This window comes from Hydrogenovibrio marinus (assembly GCF_013340845.1).
Lineage (GTDB): Bacteria > Pseudomonadota > Gammaproteobacteria > Thiomicrospirales > Thiomicrospiraceae > Hydrogenovibrio > Hydrogenovibrio marinus.
Window position 1 is genome coordinate 2,013,147 of the sequence record NZ_AP020335.1, and the last position, 22,481, is coordinate 2,035,627.

Consider the following 22,481-nt stretch of genomic DNA (forward strand, 5'->3'; position numbering starts at 1 on the left):
ACCTAAACCCTATGCAAAATGGCGCGTTTCGCCGTCACCATGAACGTTATCAATACAACGTTGGCAAAGCTCTTCATCTTCAGAATGCGTACCGACATCTTCTCGGTGATGCCAGCAGCGACCACACTTCGGTTTATCCGTTGCTTTGGCTTCCAGCCACAGGCCATCCATTTCAGACTCAACCGCTGCATCAGTCTTGGCACTGATCGGCAAAACTTTGGCGTAAGACGTAATCAGGACAAAACGCAACTCATCTTCCAAGCTCTCAATCTGCGCCAACAATGCGTCTTCAGCATACAGCGTAACTTCTGCGGTCAAAGAACCTTTTACAGCACCTTCATTACGTAGCAATTCAAGCTGTTTTGCAACAGCAGAACGCACCGCCATGATGGTATCCCAATAAGCAGAGTTCATCGCCTGACTTTCGTCCAGAGCCGTCAAACCTTCATACCACTGCTCGACAAAAATTGTCTTACTGCGATCTCCCGGCAAGGTTGCCCAGATTTCTTCTGCGGTAAAGCTCAGGATAGGCGCAATCCAACGCGTCAGTGCTTCCACAATATGGTACAGCGCTGTTTGTGCTGAACGTCTTGGCAAGCCATCTGGCTTACAGGTGTATTGTCTATCTTTGATGACATCCAGATAGAACGCCCCCAAGTCCATAGAACAGAAGTGGGTTACCGCTTGGTAAATGGCATGGAAATTATAAGCTTCATAAGCAGCGATAATTTCTTGCTGCAAGTTATACGCACGACCAATAACCCATTGATCCAATGGCAATAAATCGGCATAAGCAACCTGATCAGTTTCAGGATTGAAGCCATTGATGTTTGCCAACAAGAATCTAGAGGTATTTCGGATACGACGATAGGAATCAGCCGTACGATTGATAATTTCATCCGATACGGTCATTTCGTAGCGATAATCCGCTGCCGAAATCCACAGACGTAAAATATCTGCACCATATTTATTGGCAATATCCTGAGGTGCTACAACGTTCCCCTTGGACTTAGACATTTTCTTACCGTCTTTATCGACAGTGAAACCATGAGTCAATACTTGCTTGTATGGCGCTCGACCGTGAATCGCTAAGGAAGTCAGCATTGAAGACTGGAACCAACCTCTATGCTGATCCGACCCTTCCAGATACAAGTCGGCAGGAGAACATAAATCTTCGCGTTGACCCAAAACCGCATAGTGAGAAACACCTGAGTCAAACCAGACATCCAGAATATCGGTGACCTGTTCATAATCATCGGCTTCATCCCCTAGCAAAGAGGCAACATCTAGGTCATACCAAGCATCGATAGATTTTTCTTCGACCATTTTCGCAACTTTTTCCATCAACGCTAAGGTGTCCGGATGCATTTCTCCCGTGACTTTATGTACGAAAATAGTGATCGGCACACCCCAGAAACGTTGTCTGGAAATACACCAATCCGGGCGACCTTCCACCATCCCTTCGATACGGCTTTGCCCCCAATCAGGAACCCACTGAACCTGCTTAATTTCTTTCAAAGCCGCTTCACGCAATCCTGACTGAGTCATACTGATAAACCACTGAGGCGTTGCACGAAAAATCAAAGGCGTCTTGGTACGCCAGCAATGCGGATAGCTGTGAGTAATGGCTTCGTGATGCACCAACGCTTTGTGTTCTTGCAACACTTCGATGACATGGCTATCAACCTTAAGAACATTTTCACCTTCAAACAGTGGTGTCCCCGCAACGAAATTACCATTGCCATCAACCGGACAATCGACTTCCAGGTCATATTTCAAACCAACGGCATAGTCTTCCTGACCGTGACCAGGTGCGGTGTGTACACACCCGGTACCCGCATCAGTCGTGACGTGGTCACCCAAAATAATTGGCACAACTCTGTCATAAAATGGATGCTGTAGACGAATCAAGTCAAACTGGTCACCGCGACCGTAAGCAATCACACGATATGTTTCAAAGCCCCATTTATCCATCACGTCTTTCAATAAGGCCTCGGCCACAAACAATCTTTCTGGTCCGTGCTCACCGGTAACTTGTACGACAACATATTCCAACTCTGGGTTAATGGAGACCGCTTGGTTAGCAGGCAGTGTCCAAGGCGTGGTTGTCCAGATAACAACCGATAATGACCCTTCACCTAAATGATTTTCGACATGATGGCAACGCTTGAAGAAAGCTTCTTCATCAAGTACTTTGAAGCGCACATCAATCGCATGTGAACGCTTGTCTTCATATTCGACTTCAGCTTCCGCCAATGCAGAATGTCCACCAACACTCCAGTAAACCGGCTTGGTGCCTTTCACCAAATGGCCGTTTTCAATCATCTTCGCCAAAGCACGGATCTCATCCGCTTCGTATTTAAAGTCTTTTGTCAGGTAAGGATTTTCCCAGTCACCCATCACACCCAAACGCTTGAAGTCTTGCATCTGACCTTCAACCTGTTTTTGGGCATAGTCACGACAAGCCTGTCTGAATTCTGTTGCCGAAATTTTTTGGCCGACCTTGCCTTTTTTCTTCTCAACATTCAATTCAATCGGCAGACCATGGCAGTCCCAACCTGGAACGTAAGGGGCATCAAAACCACTTAAGCCTTTTGACTTAACAATCATATCCTTCAACACTTTGTTGACCGCATGCCCGATATGAATATTGCCGTTAGCATATGGAGGGCCATCATGTAGGATAAACTTCGGACGCCCTTTCATAGCATCACGCACAGTTTGATAAAGTGCTTCAGTTTCCCATTGTTCCACTTGATTCGGCTCACGATTCGGTAGGTTACCGCGCATCGGAAAATCCGTTTCAGGAAGGTTTAAAGTCGGTTTATAGTCTTTGGCCATAATCTGCTTCTAAGTTTCGTTAAGTCGTTAAATCAAATTTTGAAAATTCGGTTTCGTTTCGGTTAATTTCTAAGCGTTTAATTTAGGTTTAAAATCTGTTTGGCTTGCTGCACATCTTTCGATATCTGGTCTTTCAACGCATCCAGCGAATCAAACTTCATTTCAGAACGAATGAACTGATGCAACTTCACGCCAACGTGACAGCCGTAGATGTCTTTTGTCCAGTTAAACAAATGCACTTCTATCGAAGGGCGAAGCCCATCAACTGTTGGACGCACGCCAATATTGGCAATACCCGGCCAGTCTTCATCCGCTAAGCCTGAAACATAAACGGTATAAACGCCCTCTACAGGCATTTGCAATCGCTTAGGGTTCAAGTTCAGCGTTCTAAAGCCTAGCTGTCGTCCCAGTTGTTTGCCGTGGATCACTCGGCCCTTAAAGTAAAAAGGCTTGTTCAACAAGTGCTGAACCAAGTCCAAGTCATGTGCGGCCAGTGCTTGTCGAATACGAGTGCTACTGACTCTCTCGCCCTGATGCAGCAGCGTAGACATATCCTCGACCACAAAGCCATACTTTTTACCGCTGTCCACCAAAGTTTGGAATGAGCCTTCACGGTTCTTGGCAAAACGAAAGTCATCGCCGACCACCAGTTGCTTTACATTCAGCCTGCCCACCAACAGCTCCTCGACAAATGCATTGGCACTCATCTGAGCAAAACGTTCGTCGAACCGGCACACCAGAACATAATCAACGTGGGTATTGCCAAAAGCATCCAGTTTTTCACGAAGATTCATCAATCTTACAGGCGCTTTTTCCGGCGCAAAAAACTCGACTGGCAAGGGTTCAAACAACATCACGATACTAGGCAGACCAGCCACTGCAGCATCAGCCGCAACCTGATCTAAAATCCGCTGATGTCCAAGATGAACACCATCGAAATTTCCAATCGTCAGCACGCTGCCTTTTTGAAAGGCATGTCTCACTCGATCCAAATTATGCAGGCCGCGAATCAATTGCATAGCAGCAGTGTTTTCAACCTTGTTTTCATCAATCACTAAATCAAACTGTAAGCCTGAAATTATAGCCCATTCTAGCTAACATAATTTTGCTAATATTCAAGGAATTTATACTTTTACAAGCGTTTCAAACTATGACAATTATGCCGACGTTCTTTTCCATTGTGACGGACGCAGCCCCAGTATTAGCAAGGTCAAAAAATACACTGCTACAGCGCCCACTACCAACGCAGCCAACCAACCCAAACGATGCCAAGCATCAAACACCAACCAAACATTGTTAGCAGGCGTCAAACCATATAAAAATAAAATCAGTAGCACATTGGCAACCAACACCTGAACCCCAAACTTAGACCAGCCCGGCTGGTGAAAAAACACGCCTGACTTTCTCAAATGGTAATAAAGCAACCCAGCATTGACAAAAGCGGCTATAGAAGTCGCAGCAGCCAAACCAACATGCGCGAAAGGTCCGATTAAAATCAAGTTCAACGTTGTATTCACAACCAACGCAATGACGGCGATTTTGACGGGGATTTTCATCTCTTTTCTAGCATAGAACGCTGGAGCTAAAATTTTCACTAAAATAAAACCAAGCAACCCAAAACCATAAGCAACCAAACTCTTACTCGCCATCAACACGTCGTGATCATCAAAGGCGCCATAGTTGAATAAACTCACCAACAGTGGCTGCGCCAGCATGACCAACCCTAAGGTCGCCGGCACCCCTAAAATAAAGACCAATCTAAGTGCGCCATCCAAATCTTCTCTAAAACCTTCCCAGTCATCATTCGCCGCTTTTTTAGATAATCCCGGCAACACAACTGTCGCCAGTGCAACACCAAACACCCCTAATGGGAATTCCATCAAACGGTCAGAATAATAAAGCCATGACACCGAGCCCGTGACCAGAAAAGATGCCAGCACCGTATCAATCAATAAATTGATCTGTGCAACAGAAACGCCGAACAGCGCAGGTAACATTAAGCGCTTTACTTCATGCACACCCGGATCGTCGTATCGTTTCGGTTTTGGTAGCAACCCAAGCTTCATCAAAAAAGGCACATGAAACAATAGCTGAACAACACCTGCAACCAACACCCCCCAAGCCAACGCCATGACGGGTACGGACAACAAAGGTGCCACCCAAATAGCAAAAGAAATCAGAACCAGATTCAAAAACACTGGCGTGAACGCAGGAACAGCAAACTGGTTATAAGTGTTGAGTATTGCAGAGGAAAGAGCAACAAACGAAATCAATAGTAAATAAGGAAAGGTAATAGAGAGCATATCGGATGCCAGCTTAAATTTAGCCGGGTCATCAATAAAGCCAGGCGCAAACACCATCATCCAGGCGCCTGAACCGAAAACACCGAACACCGTCAATACCAGCAATATACTCCCAAGACGGAAGCTGATTGCGTTCACCAAATGCCTAACGGCATCCAGCCCTTTTTTTTCTTTTGCCTCTGCCAGAACAGGTACAAACGCCTGCGAAAATGCGCCCTCTGCAAACAGTCGTCGAAAGAAATTAGGAATCTTAAAGGCCACAAAAAATGCATCGGCTCCGGTGGATGCCCCAAAATAACGAGCAATCACCATATCTCGGACAAAGCCAAGTACACGGGAAATCATAGTCATACTACCCACGGTAGCAGTGGCTTTTATCAACCTTTTCACAAAATTCCTTTGTTATGAAAAACGAAACAACATTCTTAAAGAATGCTCTGCAAAATCATAGCAGTAGTTCGCCAAGTGATAAACCGAAAACCCAATAAAAGCGTATAAATCCTTGGAATTTCGATTTTGAAGAATTTCAGGCACAAAAAAACCGGGATATACCCGGTTTCTTTACAATTGCGTAGCAATTACGCCATAGCTTTGATGCGAGCGTTTAGACGACTCTTACTACGAGATGCTTTGTTCTTAGCGATGATGCCTTTGCGAGCCATACCATCTAAGCTTGATTGAGCAACACGGAATGCAGCAGTTGCAGCATCCTTGTCACCTGCTTCAACTGCATGAAGAACTTTCTTTACAGTTGTACGCATTGCAGAACGCATGCTAGCGTTATGTTGACGATGCGCTTCGGCTTGACGCGCTCTTTTTCTAGCTTGTGCTGAGTTTGCCATTTAAATTTGTCTCCAAAATTTGGTTATTTCAATCGTTTAATATCGATACGCATCGACCAAGTCACTGCTTTGAAAGGGCTAAATCTTTCTGCAACAACTATAAATGTTTGAAAGGATTGCGAAATTATCCACACCCAACCACCTTCTGTCAAACTTATTTTGCTGAAAACCCCTATATATAAAAAATTATTTTTTTGTGCGAAGACTTTTGGCAGCTAAAGCGCATTAGGGTTGATAGCACACGCTTCAAAACCGCACAGAAAACCTTAGGGAGAATACGACAATAAACATCTTCCCCCCTGAGCCGCCTGATAAAGAATTGCATTACGACAAGAATGCTGCAATGCACCATTGATGAACAAAGTTGAACGATCTGTTTGCACAGAGCAAAAAATTTTTACTTCCAATATTCAAAAATTACAGTAAGGCTTTTTAAGATAAAACATTAATTATTATGGTGTTAATTTTGCTTGCCTATACATAAAAGGGCGCAACTAAGTCGTTGTACTTTCTCTACAAGCAATTCTAAGATAGGCGCAAGGCAAATGAGTGAACAACCTGTCGACATTCTATGGGTTCTATTCAGTGCAGTTCTGGTCGCAATCATGCAACCAGGTTTCACTGCACTTGAAGCTGGTGCCACTCGAACTAAAAACTCCATCTCAACCGCCATCAAGAACTTTAGTGATTTTCTAATCGCTTTCATGATTTTTGCCATCGTCGGTGCCAGCATTATGCTCGGCAAAAGTCATGATGGTTGGTTCGGCTGGAGCCCTGCTTTCTTTTACGAGAGTAGCCTATCCAATACCACTCTAATGTTATTTCACGCAATGTTTGCCTCGACTGCTGTCACCATTATTTCAGGTGCCATTGCTGAAAGGACTAAATACTCATCATACTTAGTGATTGCCGTGATCGTTTCCTTGTTTATTTACCCGATTCAAGCGCATTGGGCATGGAATTCCGAAGGCTGGTTAGCGCAACTCGGCTTCATTGACTTTGCCGGTTCCACCGTTGTGCACTCGGTTGGTGGCTGGGCTGCCTTGGCAGCAATCTTAATCATCGGTCCACGCATTGGCCGTTTTGATGATGGAGTGCATAGTTTTGACCAATCCAATCTCGCTTTTAGCGCACTGGGTGTGTTCCTAATCTGGCTGGGTTGGATTGGATTCAATGGTGGTAGTGTTTTGGCGCTGAATGCCGTAACTGGTTTAGTCATACTCAATACGCTAATCGCAGGGTGTTCTGGCGGACTGGTTGGTTTAGTATTGGGCAGACTGTCTACCCGATACTACCAGGTCAACGACATTATGAACGGCGTCTTATCGGGGTTAGTTGCCATCACTGCCTGCGCCCATCTTGCCACCAGCTCTTCGGCAATGATTATTGGCGCACTCGGTAGCATTGCCTATTTAATCGGTAAGTCGGTATTGATTAAACTGCGTATCGACGATGCCATTGATGCCGTTCCCGTCCATCTGTTTGCTGGCATCACCGGAACATTGGCCGTGGCATTTCTTGTACAACCGGAACAGATTCTTCAACAACTGGAATATCAATTAACAGGCATTATCACAATTGGTGCCCTATCATTTGGCGTTACCTATGTTCTTCTGAGCATCATCAATCACTTTTTCAAACTACGGGTATCGGAAACGGATGAAATCCTCGGCCTCAATGTCACCGAACACAAGGCTTCAACTTCCATGTATGACTTGGCAAGCGCCATGAACATTCAGGCCAAAGAACAGGACTTCTCTAAAAAGATTTTGGTGGAGCCTCAATCAGATGCCTATTTAATTGCGACCTATTACAACCACGTGACCCAGGCCTTCAACCAGCTTAGCTCCGAGAAGGAAGCCTTGCTTGAAGAAACCTACAAGATGGCTCATTACGACCTGCTGACTGGCCTCGCGAAGCGTAACGTATTATCAGACACATTGAGCCGAACACTGTTAAGAATGGATCGCCAACCACAAGCCAACGCGCTACTCTTCGTTGACCTCGATGGGTTCAAAAACATTAACGACCAATATGGCCACGACGCGGGAGATATTGTGCTAAAAACCGCTGCCGAGAGAATTCTGTCAACCATTAGAAAGTCCGACCTTGCCTCAAGGTTTGGCGGCGATGAGTTCGTGGTTTTACTGGAAAATATTCAAAATGACAGTTTTGCTGCACAGGTCGCCGAAAAAATTATTGAGGTACTGCAAGAACCGATGACATTGGCGGATGAAATTTCCGGTCATGTCAGTGCTTCTATCGGGTTGAAAATATTCGATGAGAGATCAAACGTGTCTGTGGACTCGATTTTAAAGGACGCGGACAACGCCATGTATGAAGCAAAACGAAGAGGAAAAGGACAATGGGTCGTCGCTTAGTCAGAAAAGAAGGTGTCTACGCACTACTCTCGGTGATATGGATGGTTTTGCAATACCGACCAAGCCCGGTAAACCTGCTCAGCCACCACTACCCTGACCAGCGGATGAGGCAACGTGAGTTTCGACAGGCTCCACTTCCATCTGGCACTCGCAATCAAATCTGCCTGTAAACCATCTGGCCCGCCCACAATCAACGCAACATCCTGACCGGAACTCAACCACTCATCCAGTTTTTGTGACAGTTTCAAAGTCGTCGGTTGCTCTCCATGCTCATCCAATACGACCAGTTGAGCATTTTTAGGTACGGCTGCCAAGATACGTTTTGCCTCGTCTTCTTTGTAACCATCAACACTCCCCGTTTTTCCACGAGTCGCCATCGGCAGTTCCACCAACTTCAAAGAACAGGACTTCGGCAGGCGTTTCACGTATTCGTGATAGCCTTCCTGAACCCACTTGGGCATTTTTTGCCCAACCACAATAAAATGAATAATCATAAACAATCAATTTTTAGCGGACACTCTCCTGAAAACCCAAAACAACCTTTTTGGGCCAACCTGAGCATATAAGCTTTACCGCATCACGCTTTTGCTGAGTTGACCATTTCCTGAGCTGAAGGCGCTTGCCACAACTTTTCAAGTTGGTAATGCGCACGGGCAGATTCCGTCATCACATGAACCACGGCATTTCCCAGATCAACCAGAACCCAATCAGGTTCAGGACCAGCCTCTACACCTAACGGCGCTTCATTGATGTCCTTAAAAGCTTGAGCAACGGCATCACCCGTAGAACGCACATGCGTAGAGGAAGTCCCTGTCGCCACAATCATTCGGTCAGTAAAAGAACAAAGCTCTGTCACATCCAAAACCTGAATGTCTCTGGCTTTGCTATCTTCTAAGGTTTTAACAACCAAGTCTTCAACGTCTTTGATATCCATTTTTTTGTGTAGTCCCTCTTATTGGTAAAGTTGGTGTTCTTTAATATAGCGCGCAACGGATTCCGGCATCAGATAGTCCACCGAATCGCCATGACTCAAATAGGAGCGCAAGGCAGTTGCACTTAAATCCAGCTGTGTAATCGGCAAATCCAATATTTGTCCTGCATCCTGCGTTAAATTCGGCACCCATCGCTGATGAAACAATCGACCGATTTCACCTTCAGACGGCATCGGCTCTCCCGGGCGATGCGTCACCACCAAGTTCGCCAGCGCCAAAATACCTTTCCAATCATGCCAAGTGTCAAACTTTGCGAAGGCATCCGACCCCATCATCAACACAAAGGTCGCATCAGGCTCACGCTCTTTTAGGGCACGCAGGGTATTCACCGTATAAGACGGTCCACCCAGCTCGATTTCAATTCGATCCAGTTTGAACTTAGGTTGATTGTGAATCGCCAACTCAATCATTTCGCACCGTTGCTCGGCAGAAACTTGAGGCGTATCTCTATGGACAGGACGGTAGGCAGGAATAAACCGCACCTCGTCTAAATGAAGTGCATTTAAAACTTCAAGCGCCGGGCGCAGATGACCGAAATGAATCGGATCAAATGTGCCGCCGTTAATGCCGATTAAACGTTTAATTTGCAAATAACCATCTCTTTTTGGCTTTATTGTTTATTATAACAATTATGACCCAAAATCATAACGCTAATCCCGCCATTCCAGACGCTTTAGAACAAGCTCTGTGGCAACTCCTCTCCAGCGGCGCTTGCTATAAGGAATATGACCTGATGCGCATACTCGTGGAACGGGGCTTTGAGCAATTCACCCCTTCGCTCGAACCACTAGAACTTTTCCGCGCCCACTTCCTACTTTTTCACCTACTCTATCGCTTGCAAGACAAATGGATAAAGGAAGAAAAAGGCACGCTTGCCATTCACAGCCTGGAAATCCGTTTACTTTCTATGGATAACGCTTCCAATAACGATCTGACCAACCTGGCAGATTTTGGTGAGACACCAGAAGAAGTCAAAGACTATTACTTAGACTATGAAAAATTTATCAAGACACAAGAAAAGGAAGTCATCGAACTGTTAGATAGCTTCTGGCAAAGTTTTGGCAAATTGCCAACCATGCCCTCTAGCCATATCAGCATTGAGGAATCTATCAGCATCCTGCAAATCGACGGTGGCTTGAGCATTGAAACGATCAATCGGCAATTTAGAAAGTTGTCGCAAATCCATCACCCGGATAAAGGCGGCGAACCGGAAGCCTTTAGAAAATTATGCGAAGCGCGTGATAGATTGAAAATGGAAATTTAGAAAACCCCAACCTGGTAGATTTTGTATTGAAAACCTGCCAGGTTGGGGTGAAAGAGGAATGTCGATTACTGGCGAATGTGCCCGTCACCCAACACAATATATTTTTGAGACGTCAGCCCTTCTAAGCCAACAGGCCCACGTGCATGGAACTTATCGGTACTGATGCCGATTTCCGCGCCCAAACCATACTCAAATCCGTCGGCAAAGCGCGTTGAAGCATTCACCATTACTGAGCTGGAATCCACTTGCGCCAAGAAGCGACGAGAAATGGTGATATTTTCCGTAATAATCGATTCGGTATGACCGGAACTGTATTGAGCAATGTGATCAATGGCTTCATCCACATCCGCAACCACTTTAATAGATAGAATCGGCGCAAGATATTCCGTTGCCCAATCTTCATCGGTTGCCGCTTTCATCTCGACAATTGCACGAGATTTTTCACAGCCACGAAGCTCAACACCCTTCTCGGCATAAGCCTTAGCCAGAATCGGCAAAACTTCCTGAGCGCGACTTTCCGCAACCAGCAATGTCTCCATCGCATTACACACGCCGTAACGATGCGTTTTTGCATTAATGGCGACTTTTACCGCTTTATCGGTATTGGCATCATCATCGATATAAACATGACAGATACCGTCCAAATGCTTGATCACCGGTACACGGGCACCTTGGTTGATACGCTCGACCAAGCTTTTGCCACCACGTGGGATAATGACATCAATATATTCAGGCATGGCAATCATCTCGCCTACCGCTTCACGATCCGTGGTTTGCACCACTTGCACCGCTGCTTCGGGTAAATGTGCTTCTTTCAGTGCCTGTTGAATGCACGCCGCCAATGCATGATTGGAAAAATAAGCTTCTGAACCGCCACGCAAGACAGTGGCATTGCCTGATTTCAAGCACAAAGCCGCTGCATCAATAGTCACATTTGGACGCGACTCATAAATAATGCCCACCACGCCTAACGGTACGCGCATCTTGCCGACCTGAATGCCTGAAGGCAAATAGTTCATGTGTTCGATTTCACCGATTGGATCTTTCAAGCCTGCAATCTGGCGCAGCCCTTCTGCCATGCCTGCAATCGTTTTGTCTGTCATGGTCAGGCGATCAAGCATGGCATCATCAAGCCCTTTTGCTTTACCGGCTTCCAAATCTTTTTTGTTTTCCGCTTTCAGCGTTTCCGCTTGCGCCAGCAAAGCATCCGCAATACTCAATAATGCACGGTTTTTCTGTTCTGTGGTCGCCACCGCCAACTCACGGGAAGCTTTACGCGCCTTTTGCCCGAGGGTTTGCATCATTTGTTGAATATCATTGCTCATAACTTTCTCTTTTTTGTTCTATTGCGAGATTTTAAACACCAAGTCCGACAAGTTCACCCACTCATCCCCCTGACTCAATCCCTTTATCTGAAAATCTATTTGCATTGCCAATCCCAACAACGATTGCCAATAACTTAAATTATGTCTTCTCAAAGCGGCATTGAATTCATTTTGCTTTGAAGACCAAATATTCAATTGCTTGTAGGCTTGCGTCAAATTCATTGTCTGTTGCTTTTGGCTGACGGCAATCAACGAGCGCAATTCTTTGGACAACAGCCACAAAACAATCGGCGCTTCCAAGCCCTCTTGCTGCAACCGATGCAATATTTGTAAGGCGTATTGAGTTTTACCCAACAACATCGCCGTGCTCAGCGCAAACAATTGATAATGCGCTTGGTCGGCAACCGATTGACGAATATTATCAATCGTCAGCTGCGCGCCCTGTGGAAACAATAGCCCAAGCTTCTCCAACTCTTGATCTGCCGCAAGCAAATTGCCTTCCACGCGTTGCGCCAATTCCGCTGCCGCTTCGCCATCCAACTGCAAACCGATGTCAGCTGCACGCTTCTGGCACCACTGAATCAATGCATTGCCTTCTATCGGCTTGGATTGCACCACCAAACCTTGGGCTTCAATCGCTTGATACCACTTGGCTTTAGTTTGGCGACTATCCAACTTTTCACAGGTCACCACCACCACGGTTTCCAAGTCCATCACTTGCTGCTGTTGATTCAGCCAGTTACGGATAAACTCACCACCTTCCTTCCCGGGCGTACCCTTAGGCATATCCAGCTCGATAATACGCTTGTCCGCAAACAAACTCATTGCCTGAGTATCCATTTGCAAATCCTGCCAGTTGAATTGTCCTTCAACATCATAACGATCGCGCTGCATAAAGCCTTGCGCTTTTAGTGCTTCTCGCAACGCATCCAGAGATAAACGAACGTAAAGCGGCTCTTCACCATAGATCAACATCAGAGGCTTTATTTGAAAACCCGGTTGTTGAGTCTGCCTGATAAATGCCGGTGCGGTAATCACGAGTCTGTCGCTTTTTTCTCTTGTTGCTTAGCAGGGTGCATCAACGCATAAGCACGGTTCAACCGATCCAATACTTGCAAAGCAACTTCTGAAGCCATTTGGCGTTGAATCGACTGTAATTCACGACTGGAAGCCTGCGCTTGTGCAGCGTTAACACTTCGGTCACGATAAGCCACGGCTCGTGCTTGGATAACACTTTCTTCAGTCGCTACAACTTGAGCATTGAACGGCTGAATCATTTTCAGCAACTCACCGGACACATCCCCTTTACCGTCTCTAGCGGTAATAGACGTATTCATTTGAGTCGCCTGCAAATTCAACACCAGCTCAGCATCTGCTAAGTTGCTGACGACTTTAATGCCCATGGCCTGCAATTGCTGGTTCAGCGCCTGCGCGACATCACTTCTTACACCAGGATTTTGCACAATCTTGATGCTTTGATAAGTCGCCGTGGCTGCATCACCCATGCCTTTCAAATGAAAACCACAGGCGGACAACAACAAAGTCGCCGCAAGCAATCCCGCGAAGGCAACGTGTTTACCCCCCCCAACCTGGCAGATTTTTGCTACGACTTTTGTCATTTTTTATCCTTTGATTACAATATTGACCAAACGCCCTGGCACCACAATCTCTTTAACAATCTCTTTGCCTTCAATAAACTTAGCGGCTTGCTCGTTTTGTTTCGCGGCGGCGATAATCGAATCTTTATCGGCATCGGCCGCGACTTCAATCTTACCACGCAGCTTACCGTTGACCTGAACCATAATCTCGATTTCATCCTTAACCAAAGCGTTTTCATCAACTTCAGGCCAAGCAACATTCAACACCAGACCATCATGCCCCAACATTCCCCAAAGTTGCTGAGAAATATGCGGCGTCATCGGTGACAACATCAGCACCAAAATCTCTAGCGCTTCTTGCATGACAGCTTTATCTTCCTCGCTCTCAACTTGATAACGGGAAAGCTCATTCATCAATTCCATAGTCGCAGCAATAGCAGTATTGAAGTGCATTCTGCGCCCGATATCATCAGACACTTTCTGCAAGGTTGCATGCAATTTCAAACGTAATGCTTTTTGCGCTTTGTTCAAACCATCTTGTGAGTTACATGCCGATGTATTTCCAGCTTCAACATGTGCTACCACCTGACGCCAAACTCTGTTCAAAAAACGGTAAGCACCATCCACCGCGGAATCAGACCACTCCAGCGTTTGTTCTGGCGGAGAGGCAAACATGATATACAGCCTCAAGGTATCCGCACCATACTGGTCAATCAACGTTTGGGGATCGATACCATTGTTCTTCGACTTGGACATTTTAATCACGCCACCGTAGCGCACTTCTTCGCCCGTTGCTTTCAACTTACCGGAGACAATACCGCCTTTCTCATCAGCAACCGGCTCAACATCCAATGGTGAATACCAAGTCTGCTTGCCCGATGCATCTTGTTGATACCAACTTCCGGCAAGCACCATTCCTTGCGTCAATAGGTTTTTAAACGGTTCGTCTGTAGATACCAAGCCTTCATCACGCATCAACTTGTGGAAGAAACGCGCGTACAACAAATGCAAAATCGCGTGTTCAATCCCTCCAATATATTGGTCGACCGGCAACCAATGGTCTGCCGCCGCTTTATCCAACATCGCATCATTTGAGTTTCTTGACGTATAACGAGCGTGATACCAAGAAGACTCGAAGAAAGTATCGAACGTATCGGTTTCTCGCTTCGCTGGGCCACCACATTGTGGACACGAGCAGTTCTTAAAGCTGTCTAGTTTCGCCAACGGCGAACCTGCACCATCCGGAACCACATCTTCCGGCAAGCGTACTGGCAAATCTTTTTCAGGAACTGGCAGGGCACCACACGCCGGACAATAAATGACCGGAATCGGGCAACCCCAATAACGCTGGCGAGAAATCCCCCAGTCACGCAGACGGAAGTTGGTTTGCTTTTCACCCAAACCAAGCTCACCCAAGACTTTCGCCATCTCATTCAGCGCTTGTTTCGAGTTCAATCCATCAAATTGACCGGAATTAAACAACACCCCTTTTTCCGTGTAAGCGGCTTCAGAAACATCCACATCATCGGCGTCTTTCGGGCGAATAACCGACTTAATCGGCAAATCATATTTTTTCGCGAATTCGTAATCGCGTTGATCATGAGCAGGTACCGACATAACCGCACCCGTTCCATAGCCCATCAACACGAAGTTCGCCGCCCATACAGGAACGGTCTCGCCCGTGATTGGGTGTTTCACACGAATACCGGTATCGACCCCTTTCTTCTCCATGGTTTCGATATCCGCTTCCGCGGTGGAAACGTGTGAACACGCTTCGATAAAACGTTCTAAAGGTTCGTTATTAATCGCCGCTTTTTTTGACCAAGGATGATCTGCTGCCACTGCAACATAAGTCACCCCCATCAAGGTATCTGGACGCGTCGTGTAGACTTTTAAATTCTCCGCACCAGCTTCTAGACCTGACGCTAATGGGAATTGGATTTCCAAACCTGTTGACTTACCAATCCAGTTCTTCTGCATGGTTTTGACCTGCTCTGGCCAACCTTCGAGCTGATCTAAATCTCTTAGCAACTCATCGGCATAATCGGTAATCTTCAAGAACCATTGTGCGATTTCTTTACGCTCAACCGGTGCCCCAGAGCGCCAACCTTTACCGTCGATAACCTGTTCATTTGCCAATACTGTTTGGTCGATTGGATCCCAGTTGACGACCGACATCTTGCGGTAAACCAACCCTTTTGCCATCAAACGCGTGAACAACCATTGCTCCCAACGGTAGTATTCTGGGTGGCAAGTCGCGACTTCACGCGTCCAATCATAACCCAGCCCCAAAGCCTTTAACTGGTTACGCATGTAATCAATGTTTTCGTAAGTCCACTTGGCTGGCGCGACATTGTTCTGCATGGCCGCGTTTTCCGCAGGCAAGCCAAACGCATCCCACCCCATCGGCTGCAATACGTTTTTGCCTTGCATTCGCTGGTAACGAGAAATCACATCCCCGATGGTATAGTTGCGCACATGCCCCATGTGCAATTTTCCACTTGGATATGGGAACATCGACAGACAATAAAATTTCTCTTTACTGTCGTCTTCTTTAGCAACAAATACCTGCTGGTCGTCCCAGCGTTTTTGAATCTCCGCTTCGATGTTTTGGGGTTGATAATCGTTATAAATTTCTTCAGCCATTGACTTCATTCTTTTATGATAAGATGCGTTAAAAATAAGACAAAAATTATAACAGATTTGGAGAAATAAAATGGCCGACAATAAAATGCTTGAAGCCTATCGCTACCTTTTGGAAAAAGCGAAAGAAGAGCTGATTAAGGCGGATATGAAAACCTGGGAACTTCTCGGGCAAGCTGTCGAAAACATTGAAGAAAAAGAATCGATTCTGGAAGAGTTGACGGATGAAGAAATGGAACAAGTTCGCAAAGACCTGAAAGCAGACTTGGAGGCCGTTGCCGAAAACCTTTCGGAATACCAACAAGGCGTGGAGAATTTCCTAGAAATGGAACTACCGATCTTAGAAAGTTATTTAGAAGAAAAAGCGCTAAGCCTTGCTGATCCGACAGACCTTATGTTGTTACGTTTACGCATGAACGCTGCCATGCACAAAGGCCACTAAACCAAAACGCTCAATACCCAACCTGGCAGATTTTCTCTAAAATCTATCATGTTGGGGTTGAGCTCTTCACTCAGCGGAAACCGCCTTTTTCCGTGATTTATAAAACCTTGCTCCTAGTACAAACATCAACCCAACCCCCATCAATAGCTGAATCGGTAGCAGTTTCCACTTAGCAAAGAAAGTTTCGCCAACATAAGGCTGCACATCGCCTTTCAATACGCCGGCTTTATAAGCTGGAATTTTTGCCTTAATTAGCCCGTCCACACCAACAATCATGGTATAGCCGGTATTGGTGCTACGAGCAATTTCACGCCCCAACTCCAGTGCACGCATTTGTACATCTTGAACCTGCTGCGCTGGCTCAAAAGTATGGGCAAACCAAGCATCATTACTCACCGTAATCAGATAACGCGTCTTCGCAACCGTTTTTGCCATCTCATCCCCAAAAGCAATTTCATAGCAAATGGTCACACCAGCCATTTGACCACCCAACTTCATGGGCTTGTTCACCACATCTCCTTCGCTAAACTCGGAGAAGGGAATATTGAACAACAAGCTCAGAGCCTTGAAAAAGTTGGCAAAAGGGAAGTACTCGCTGAATGGCACCAAGTGTTTCTTGTAATAAAACTCTTGAGAATCACGTGCATTAACCAGTGCGTTGTAATATTTTTCATGATCGTTAGTACGCGCAATCACACCCAGTAAAATATCTTTTTCCAACAGCTGCGCGTCACGGATAAAGGATTTCAATACACCTTCCTGCACCAGATCGTAGTAGGCAGGAATCGCCGTTTCTGGCCAAACAATCACATCCGCATCCATGTTTTGCTTGGTTTGCTCTACATAGACTTTCATCGAAGGCATGAACTCGGACGCGAGCCACTTCTTGTCCTGTGGAATATTGCCCTGTAGCAATGCCACTTTGACGGGCTTACCTTCCGGGTGTACCCAAGTGATTTGTTTCAGGCCAGCGCCCAGCAACCAAACGCAAGCAAACGCCGCACTGATTGGTAGCCACAGTCTCGACTTGAGCAACAGCACAAACAATCCTGCGGAAGTCGCTATCGCCCAACTGACACCCAATACACCAAACACCGGCGCATAGCCATCCAACCATGTATCCAAGTGCGTATTACCCGCCAATAAAAAAGGAAACCCAGTAAACCAAGAGCCACGAATCCATTCCATCAATACCCAAACCAATGGCATCATGATGGCTAAATCCACCCATTTTCTATCCGGGTTGGATTGCTTGAGTTTTGAAACGATAAGCCCGGCGACCAGAAGATAAAGAGACAGAAATAGAACAAAGATAAACGTCGCCAACGCTGAAGAAACGATATTCATCCCAGAATAAAAATACATACTGGAAAATAGCCAGCTGGTACCTAAACCAAACATACCTAGCCCGAACCACAAGCCGATACGCATGGCTTCAAAACTGGTTTCAGCTTTTTGCCACAAGAAAAACAACCCCATCAGGGTTGCCAACATGGCTGGCGAAATATTAAAGGGCGCAAACCCTAGGACACTTGCTGCCCCTAATACAAATGCATAGAGTGCAGAACGATCCGGATTAAAAACAGTAAAGGGCTTTGCAATCGCTTTAAAAAACTTCATGAACACTTCTTCAAAGTTAACATAAAAAAGGAGCAACACTGCTCCTTTCATTCTCATCATTATGGGTACCACAACCCAGTGGCAAAAAGATTAATCCGCCGGTTGTGCGACGTCTTGCCCCGTTTCCAATGGCGAAACGATAAAGCAATCAACACGACGACCATCCGCTTTCAAAACCTTAAACATCAAACCTGCAAAGTCAAACTCTTCTTCTTCAGAAGGAATACGCCCAAGGTCTTTTGAAATCAAGCCACCTATCGTTTCCAACTGCTCATCTTCCAAGTCGGTTTTGAAAAACTTATTGAAGTCTTCAAGGGACGTAATCGCTTCAACCAAGAAACCGCCGGAGATGTGCTTTTGAATATTGTCTTCACTTTCGTCATGCTCATCTTCGATGTCACCAACGATTTCTTCCAACACATCTTCGATAGTTACCAAACCTGCAAGCTCACCATACTCATCAACGACCAGCGCCATGTGGTTACGGCTTTTCTTGAACTCCTTCAGCAGGATGTTCAATCGCTTGCTTTCCGACACCATAACTGGCGCACGGTACAACTCTCTCAACTGAGACAAGTCTGTCAAACTGTGCTTGGTGACAGCTTGTAATACATCTTTTGCCAGCAAGATACCAACGACTTCATCAGTATCGGCTGAAAAAACGGGATAACGGGAGTGGGCAGACTCTAGGATCTTATCCAGAATCACTTCGATCGGGTCAGCCTCATCGACATAACTCAACTGAACCTTAGGCACCATGACGTCCCGCACACGGGTTTCGAACACATTTAACACCCCCTTAATCATCATCAAGGCATCGTGCTCAATCAGATCTTGAGCTTCTGCTTCTTCCAAAAGGGTTTCTAAATCTTCCCGGCTCTCCGGTTCGCCTGAAAAAATCTTTGCAAATCTTTCAAGCCACGAAGAGCCGCTACTAGTGTCACTACTCATGCGAGCTGTTTTCTCCTTAACATGCAATTCATCTTAGCCATTAAAAATGACATTTTAATGGCAAGTGTTTAAAACCTATTCTTCAATCGGTTGATACGGCGAGTCAAAGCCTAGTCCGGTCAAAATTTCCGTTTCCAGAGCTTCCATTTCCTCTGCCTCAGCATCATTCATATGGTCATACCCTTGCAAATGCAAGCAACCATGAACAATCATATGTGCCCAATGGGCAATAATAGGCTTATGTTGTTCCGCCGCTTCACGCGCGACAACCGGTGCGCAAATAACCAAGTCACCCAAATAAGGCAATTCTTCTTCCAGCTCCAACAATCCCGGAGGGTTCTCAAATGGAAAAGACAACACATTCGTCGGGTAATCTTTACCTCGATAATCTCGATTCAACGTCTGGCTTTCATTCTCTTCGACAATGCGAATCACCATCTCCACTTCACCGGATGCCCAATCTTGCATTAATGATGCCGCAACCCAAGATTCACATTGCTCCAATGTCGGAAGCTCAATGGATTCACTAGAAACCAACTCAACTTGATAATCTATATGAATCATCCTGCCGCTCCTTCAGACTGTCTTCTATCGAACACATCGTAAGCCTGAACAATCTTTTGTACAAGCGTATGGCGAACAACGTCTTTTGATTGATAAAAGGTAAAACCGATTTCCGGCACGCCATCCAATACTTCTATAACATGACGCAACCCTGATTTTTGGCTTTTTGGCAAATCACATTGGGTAATATCTCCGGTGATCACCGCTTTCGAACCAAATCCAATTCGCGTCAAAAACATTTTCATTTGTTCGGTGGTGGTGTTCTGCGCCTCATCCAAAATAATAAAGGCTTCATTCAATGTACGACCACGCATAAAGGCCAAAGGAGCAATTTCTATAATATGGCGTTCAATCATGCGCTCAACCTGCTCAAAACCAAGCATCTCAAACAACGCATCAAATAACGGACGTAAATAAGGGTCAACCTTCTGATTCAAATCTCCCGGCAAAAACCCAAGTTTTTCACCCGCCTCAACCGCCGGGCGCGTCAGGATAATACGACGAACATCTTCTCTTTCCAGAGCTTCAACCGCCGCGGCAACCGCAAGATAAGTCTTACCGGTTCCAGCAGGACCGATACCGAAGTTCACATCATACTGTTGGATGGACTTGATATAGTTTGATTGATTCGGATTACGGGTCTTAATGGTTTTCTTGCGGGTCTTGATGAGGACTTCAGAGTCATCCACCGTTTTGACTTCATCATAACCAACGGACTGTAACGCCATATGTATTTTTTCAGGATCAAGCGGCTCCTTTAAAGCTTGCGCGTACAAGTCACGCAGAAAGCTTTCCGTTTTCACAAGCCTTTCAGGAAGACCCGTCACGCTAAATTTAAAACCTAGATGATTGATCTCAACGCCCAGACGTAATTCGACCTGAGCAATATGTTCACTTTGCCAGCCGCAAAGGTTCACCAAAGCATCATTCTGTTCGGGAGAGAGTTGGAACTGTATGGTATGAAGGGTTGTCAAAAGCCTGCTATTGCCTTAATTGAAATCGATTACAAAATCTTAATGAATTACTGATATAAATACAATGAAGAATTTATTAACCGATCATCTATGGGTGCTCGCCAAAGCTCACACGGCGTAATATTGGCGCTGCGCAAACTTCTTAGCTTCTGGGGTAGCCACCAACTTCCCTTTGAGAGAGTTGGCGTAGGCTTCAATAATTTCGACATCGACAAATTGCCCAATCAGCTCTGGTGAACCCTCAAAATTCACTACACGGTTGTTTTCCGTACGCCCGGAAACTTCCGTCGTTGAATTGCGCGACAGGCTTTCCACCAATACGCGCTGAACGCTTCCTTCCATCGACTTACTGATAGCCGCGGTTTGCTCGTTCAACAGATCTTGCAAGGCTTGAAGACGACGTTTTTTGGTATGCATTTCGACATCATCAGGCAAACTTGCTGCTGGTGTTCCAGGTCTTGGGCTATAGATGAAACTGAAAGAACGGTCGTAATTTAACTCTTTAACCAGCGCCAATGTTTCTTTAAAGTCATCACAAGTCTCCCCTGGAAAACCGATGATGAAGTCGCCAGACAAACTCAAGTTCGGGCGCAACTTTTTAATCTTGCGAATAGTTGCTTTATATTCGATCGCCATGTGATTGCGCTTCATCATTGCCAACACACGGTCTGCACCAGACTGAATCGGCAAATGTAAATGTGATACCAACTCAGGAACTTCTGCATAACAATCAATCAAACTTTGCGTCATTTCATTAGGATGAGATGTTGTGTAACGAATACGATCAATACCTTCTACCGCTCTTACTGCATGAATCAATACCGCTAAGTCGGCAATTTCACCATCTGGCATGACACCACGGTAAGCATTAACGTTTTGCCCAAGAAGATTAACTTCGCGCACACCTTGCTCTGCCAGCGTTTCAATTTCTGCCATCACATCCGCGAAAGGACGACTGAACTCTTCTCCACGGGTATAAGGCACCACGCAGAAAGTACAATATTTGGAACAACCTTCCATCACAGAAACAAAAGCGGATACACCATTAGATTCCGGTGCCGCCAAGTTATCGAACTTTTCAATTTCCGGGAAGGAAATATCAATAACCGCACGTTTTTTGAACTTTTTATCCTGCGCGGCTTCAGCTCGCATTGATAAAGCTTCGTCAATCATCGCTGGCAAACGGTGCAACGTCTGTGGACCGAAAATCACATCCACTACAGGTGAGCGCTTACGAATCTCTTCGCCTTCTTGTGACGCCACACATCCGCCCACTGCGATAACGCGATTAGGTTTTTCGGCTTTCCATTTTTTCCAGCGACCCAATTCATCAAACACTTTTTCCTGTGCCTTTTCACGCACAGAACAAGTATTTAGAATCAACATATCCGCTTGCTCAGGCATTTCAACCGCCTCAAGCCCGTAGGTTTTTTCCAACAATTTCGCCATACGATCCGAGTCGTATTCATTCATCTGACATCCGTAAGTCTTGATAAACAAACCGCCAGTGAATGGAGAAGCATTTGAAGTGTCTGACATAAAAAACCTAAGCCTAAATAAAGGAAAAAAGCAAAAACCTAACAAGAAACCCTAAAAACTGCATGGATAAATCCCCTGCAAAGCAAACAGAAGTTATTGATAAATATCTATTTTTAGGGCGCGTATTCTAGCAAAATCTGCCAGGTTGGGTCAATGTTTAAACACCCTGCTACCCCATAAAACAAAAAACCCGGACTAAGCC

General features: G+C 45.7%; 19 protein-coding genes. 3 read left to right on the forward strand and 16 right to left on the reverse strand.

Translation table 11 applies throughout. From position 1 onward, the window contains the following. Positions 1–9 precede the first annotated feature (9 nt). The 4 genes from ileS to rpsT all read right to left on the reverse strand — a co-directional run bounded on the left by ileS (position 10) and on the right by rpsT (position 5,986). Positions 10–2,841: an isoleucine--tRNA ligase gene (gene ileS, locus HVMH_RS09630; protein ID WP_029912778.1), complete on the reverse strand. Its 2,832-nt coding sequence runs from the start codon at positions 2,839–2,841 to the stop codon at positions 10–12. 77 nt (positions 2,842–2,918) lie between these two features. Beyond that, positions 2,919–3,896: a bifunctional riboflavin kinase/FAD synthetase gene (ribF, locus tag HVMH_RS09635; RefSeq protein WP_232087761.1), complete on the reverse strand. Its 978-nt coding sequence runs from the start codon at positions 3,894–3,896 to the stop codon at positions 2,919–2,921. A gap of 102 nt (positions 3,897–3,998) precedes the next feature. Next, complete coding sequence (gene murJ / locus HVMH_RS09640; protein ID WP_051623261.1) at positions 3,999–5,495, reverse strand: murein biosynthesis integral membrane protein MurJ; 1,497 nt, start codon at positions 5,493–5,495, stop codon at positions 3,999–4,001. Between the two features lie 227 nt (positions 5,496–5,722). Continuing rightward, positions 5,723–5,986, reverse strand: coding sequence for a 30S ribosomal protein S20 (rpsT, locus tag HVMH_RS09645; RefSeq protein WP_029912773.1), 264 nt, complete (start codon positions 5,984–5,986; stop codon positions 5,723–5,725). 545 nt (positions 5,987–6,531) lie between these two features. Between rpsT and amt the strand changes: the two genes are divergently transcribed. Continuing rightward, positions 6,532–8,367, forward strand: coding sequence for an ammonium transporter (gene amt / locus HVMH_RS09650; protein ID WP_029912770.1), 1,836 nt, complete (start codon positions 6,532–6,534; stop codon positions 8,365–8,367). Positions 8,368–8,390: 23 nt separating this feature from the next. Here the strand turns inward: amt and rlmH are convergent, their stop codons facing one another. The 3 genes from rlmH to nadD all read right to left on the reverse strand — a co-directional run bounded on the left by rlmH (position 8,391) and on the right by nadD (position 9,949). Then, positions 8,391–8,861 carry a 23S rRNA (pseudouridine(1915)-N(3))-methyltransferase RlmH gene (gene rlmH, locus HVMH_RS09655; protein ID WP_029912766.1) on the reverse strand — a complete coding sequence of 157 codons (471 nt, stop codon included), beginning with the start codon at positions 8,859–8,861 and terminating at the stop codon, positions 8,391–8,393. An 83-nt stretch (positions 8,862–8,944) separates the two neighbouring features. Then, entirely contained in the window at positions 8,945–9,301 is a 357-nt protein-coding gene (gene rsfS / locus HVMH_RS09660) for a ribosome silencing factor (protein WP_029912761.1), read from the reverse strand. An 18-nt stretch (positions 9,302–9,319) separates the two neighbouring features. Further along, complete coding sequence (gene nadD, locus HVMH_RS09665) at positions 9,320–9,949, reverse strand: nicotinate-nucleotide adenylyltransferase (protein WP_029912759.1); 630 nt, start codon at positions 9,947–9,949, stop codon at positions 9,320–9,322. Positions 9,950–9,990: 41 nt separating this feature from the next. On the opposite strand from nadD, the gene HVMH_RS09670 reads away from it, so the two are divergent. Continuing rightward, the gene (locus HVMH_RS09670; RefSeq protein WP_081822769.1) at positions 9,991–10,623 is read left to right on the forward strand and encodes a DNA-J related domain-containing protein; all 633 of its coding nucleotides are present in this window, start codon (positions 9,991–9,993) and stop codon (positions 10,621–10,623) included. Between the two features lie 65 nt (positions 10,624–10,688). Here the strand turns inward: HVMH_RS09670 and HVMH_RS09675 are convergent, their stop codons facing one another. Genes HVMH_RS09675 through leuS form a run of 4 tightly spaced genes read right to left on the reverse strand, consistent with a single transcriptional unit; the run spans position 10,689 to position 16,192 of the window. Then, complete coding sequence (locus HVMH_RS09675) at positions 10,689–11,948, reverse strand: glutamate-5-semialdehyde dehydrogenase (protein WP_035629084.1); 1,260 nt, start codon at positions 11,946–11,948, stop codon at positions 10,689–10,691. Between the two features lie 18 nt (positions 11,949–11,966). Beyond that, positions 11,967–12,923 carry a DNA polymerase III subunit delta gene (gene holA, locus HVMH_RS09680; protein WP_232087762.1) on the reverse strand — a complete coding sequence of 319 codons (957 nt, stop codon included), beginning with the start codon at positions 12,921–12,923 and terminating at the stop codon, positions 11,967–11,969. A 59-nt stretch (positions 12,924–12,982) separates the two neighbouring features. Next, positions 12,983–13,567, reverse strand: a complete 585-nt coding sequence (locus HVMH_RS09685; protein ID WP_029912746.1) for an LPS-assembly lipoprotein LptE — start codon at positions 13,565–13,567, stop codon at positions 12,983–12,985. 3 nt (positions 13,568–13,570) lie between these two features. Then, positions 13,571–16,192, reverse strand: a complete 2,622-nt coding sequence (gene leuS / locus HVMH_RS09690) for a leucine--tRNA ligase (protein WP_408610126.1) — start codon at positions 16,190–16,192, stop codon at positions 13,571–13,573. Positions 16,193–16,262: 70 nt separating this feature from the next. On the opposite strand from leuS, the gene HVMH_RS09695 reads away from it, so the two are divergent. Beyond that, positions 16,263–16,631, forward strand: a complete 369-nt coding sequence (locus HVMH_RS09695) for a zinc ribbon-containing protein (RefSeq protein WP_029912739.1) — start codon at positions 16,263–16,265, stop codon at positions 16,629–16,631. A gap of 66 nt (positions 16,632–16,697) precedes the next feature. Here HVMH_RS09695 and lnt read toward each other — a convergent pair whose 3' ends face one another. From lnt to miaB, 5 genes are all read right to left on the reverse strand, one after another. After that, complete coding sequence (lnt, locus tag HVMH_RS09700) at positions 16,698–18,251, reverse strand: apolipoprotein N-acyltransferase (RefSeq protein WP_051623260.1); 1,554 nt, start codon at positions 18,249–18,251, stop codon at positions 16,698–16,700. A 90-nt stretch (positions 18,252–18,341) separates the two neighbouring features. After that, the gene (locus HVMH_RS09705; protein WP_029912734.1) at positions 18,342–19,202 is read right to left on the reverse strand and encodes an HlyC/CorC family transporter; all 861 of its coding nucleotides are present in this window, start codon (positions 19,200–19,202) and stop codon (positions 18,342–18,344) included. Positions 19,203–19,277: 75 nt separating this feature from the next. Then, positions 19,278–19,766: an rRNA maturation RNase YbeY gene (ybeY, locus tag HVMH_RS09710; RefSeq protein ID WP_029912730.1), complete on the reverse strand. Its 489-nt coding sequence runs from the start codon at positions 19,764–19,766 to the stop codon at positions 19,278–19,280. After that, entirely contained in the window at positions 19,763–20,740 is a 978-nt protein-coding gene (locus tag HVMH_RS09715; protein WP_029912727.1) for a PhoH family protein, read from the reverse strand. Before HVMH_RS09715 ends, ybeY begins: the two co-directional genes overlap by 4 nt. Before the next feature lie 108 nt (positions 20,741–20,848). After that, positions 20,849–22,279, reverse strand: a complete 1,431-nt coding sequence (gene miaB / locus HVMH_RS09720; RefSeq protein WP_051623139.1) for a tRNA (N6-isopentenyl adenosine(37)-C2)-methylthiotransferase MiaB — start codon at positions 22,277–22,279, stop codon at positions 20,849–20,851. Positions 22,280–22,481: the final 202 nt, after the last annotated feature.

Excerpts from the sequence above, each read along its gene's own strand:
- leuS (WP_408610126.1), bottom strand. The coding sequence starts at position 16,192 with ATGGCTGAAGAAATTTATAACGATTATCAACCCCAAAACATCGAAGCG.
- holA (WP_232087762.1), bottom strand. The coding sequence starts at position 12,923 with ATGTTGATCTATGGTGAAGAGCCGCTTTACGTTCGTTTATCTCTGGAT.
- rpsT (WP_029912773.1), bottom strand. The coding sequence starts at position 5,986 with ATGGCAAACTCAGCACAAGCTAGAAAAAGAGCGCGTCAAGCCGAAGCG.
- murJ (WP_051623261.1), bottom strand. The coding sequence starts at position 5,495 with ATGACTATGATTTCCCGTGTACTTGGCTTTGTCCGAGATATGGTGATT.
- ileS (WP_029912778.1), bottom strand. The coding sequence starts at position 2,841 with ATGGCCAAAGACTATAAACCGACTTTAAACCTTCCTGAAACGGATTTT.
- lnt (WP_051623260.1), bottom strand. The coding sequence starts at position 18,251 with ATGAAGTTTTTTAAAGCGATTGCAAAGCCCTTTACTGTTTTTAATCCG.
- amt (WP_029912770.1), top strand. The coding sequence starts at position 6,532 with ATGAGTGAACAACCTGTCGACATTCTATGGGTTCTATTCAGTGCAGTT.
- HVMH_RS09695 (WP_029912739.1), top strand. The coding sequence starts at position 16,263 with ATGGCCGACAATAAAATGCTTGAAGCCTATCGCTACCTTTTGGAAAAA.
- HVMH_RS09675 (WP_035629084.1), bottom strand. The coding sequence starts at position 11,948 with ATGAGCAATGATATTCAACAAATGATGCAAACCCTCGGGCAAAAGGCG.
- rlmH (WP_029912766.1), bottom strand. The coding sequence starts at position 8,861 with ATGATTATTCATTTTATTGTGGTTGGGCAAAAAATGCCCAAGTGGGTT.
- HVMH_RS09705 (WP_029912734.1), bottom strand. The coding sequence starts at position 19,202 with ATGAGTAGTGACACTAGTAGCGGCTCTTCGTGGCTTGAAAGATTTGCA.
- ybeY (WP_029912730.1), bottom strand. The coding sequence starts at position 19,766 with ATGATTCATATAGATTATCAAGTTGAGTTGGTTTCTAGTGAATCCATT.
- rsfS (WP_029912761.1), bottom strand. The coding sequence starts at position 9,301 with ATGGATATCAAAGACGTTGAAGACTTGGTTGTTAAAACCTTAGAAGAT.
- HVMH_RS09670 (WP_081822769.1), top strand. The coding sequence starts at position 9,991 with ATGACCCAAAATCATAACGCTAATCCCGCCATTCCAGACGCTTTAGAA.
- miaB (WP_051623139.1), bottom strand. The coding sequence starts at position 22,279 with ATGTCAGACACTTCAAATGCTTCTCCATTCACTGGCGGTTTGTTTATC.
- HVMH_RS09685 (WP_029912746.1), bottom strand. The coding sequence starts at position 13,567 with ATGACAAAAGTCGTAGCAAAAATCTGCCAGGTTGGGGGGGGTAAACAC.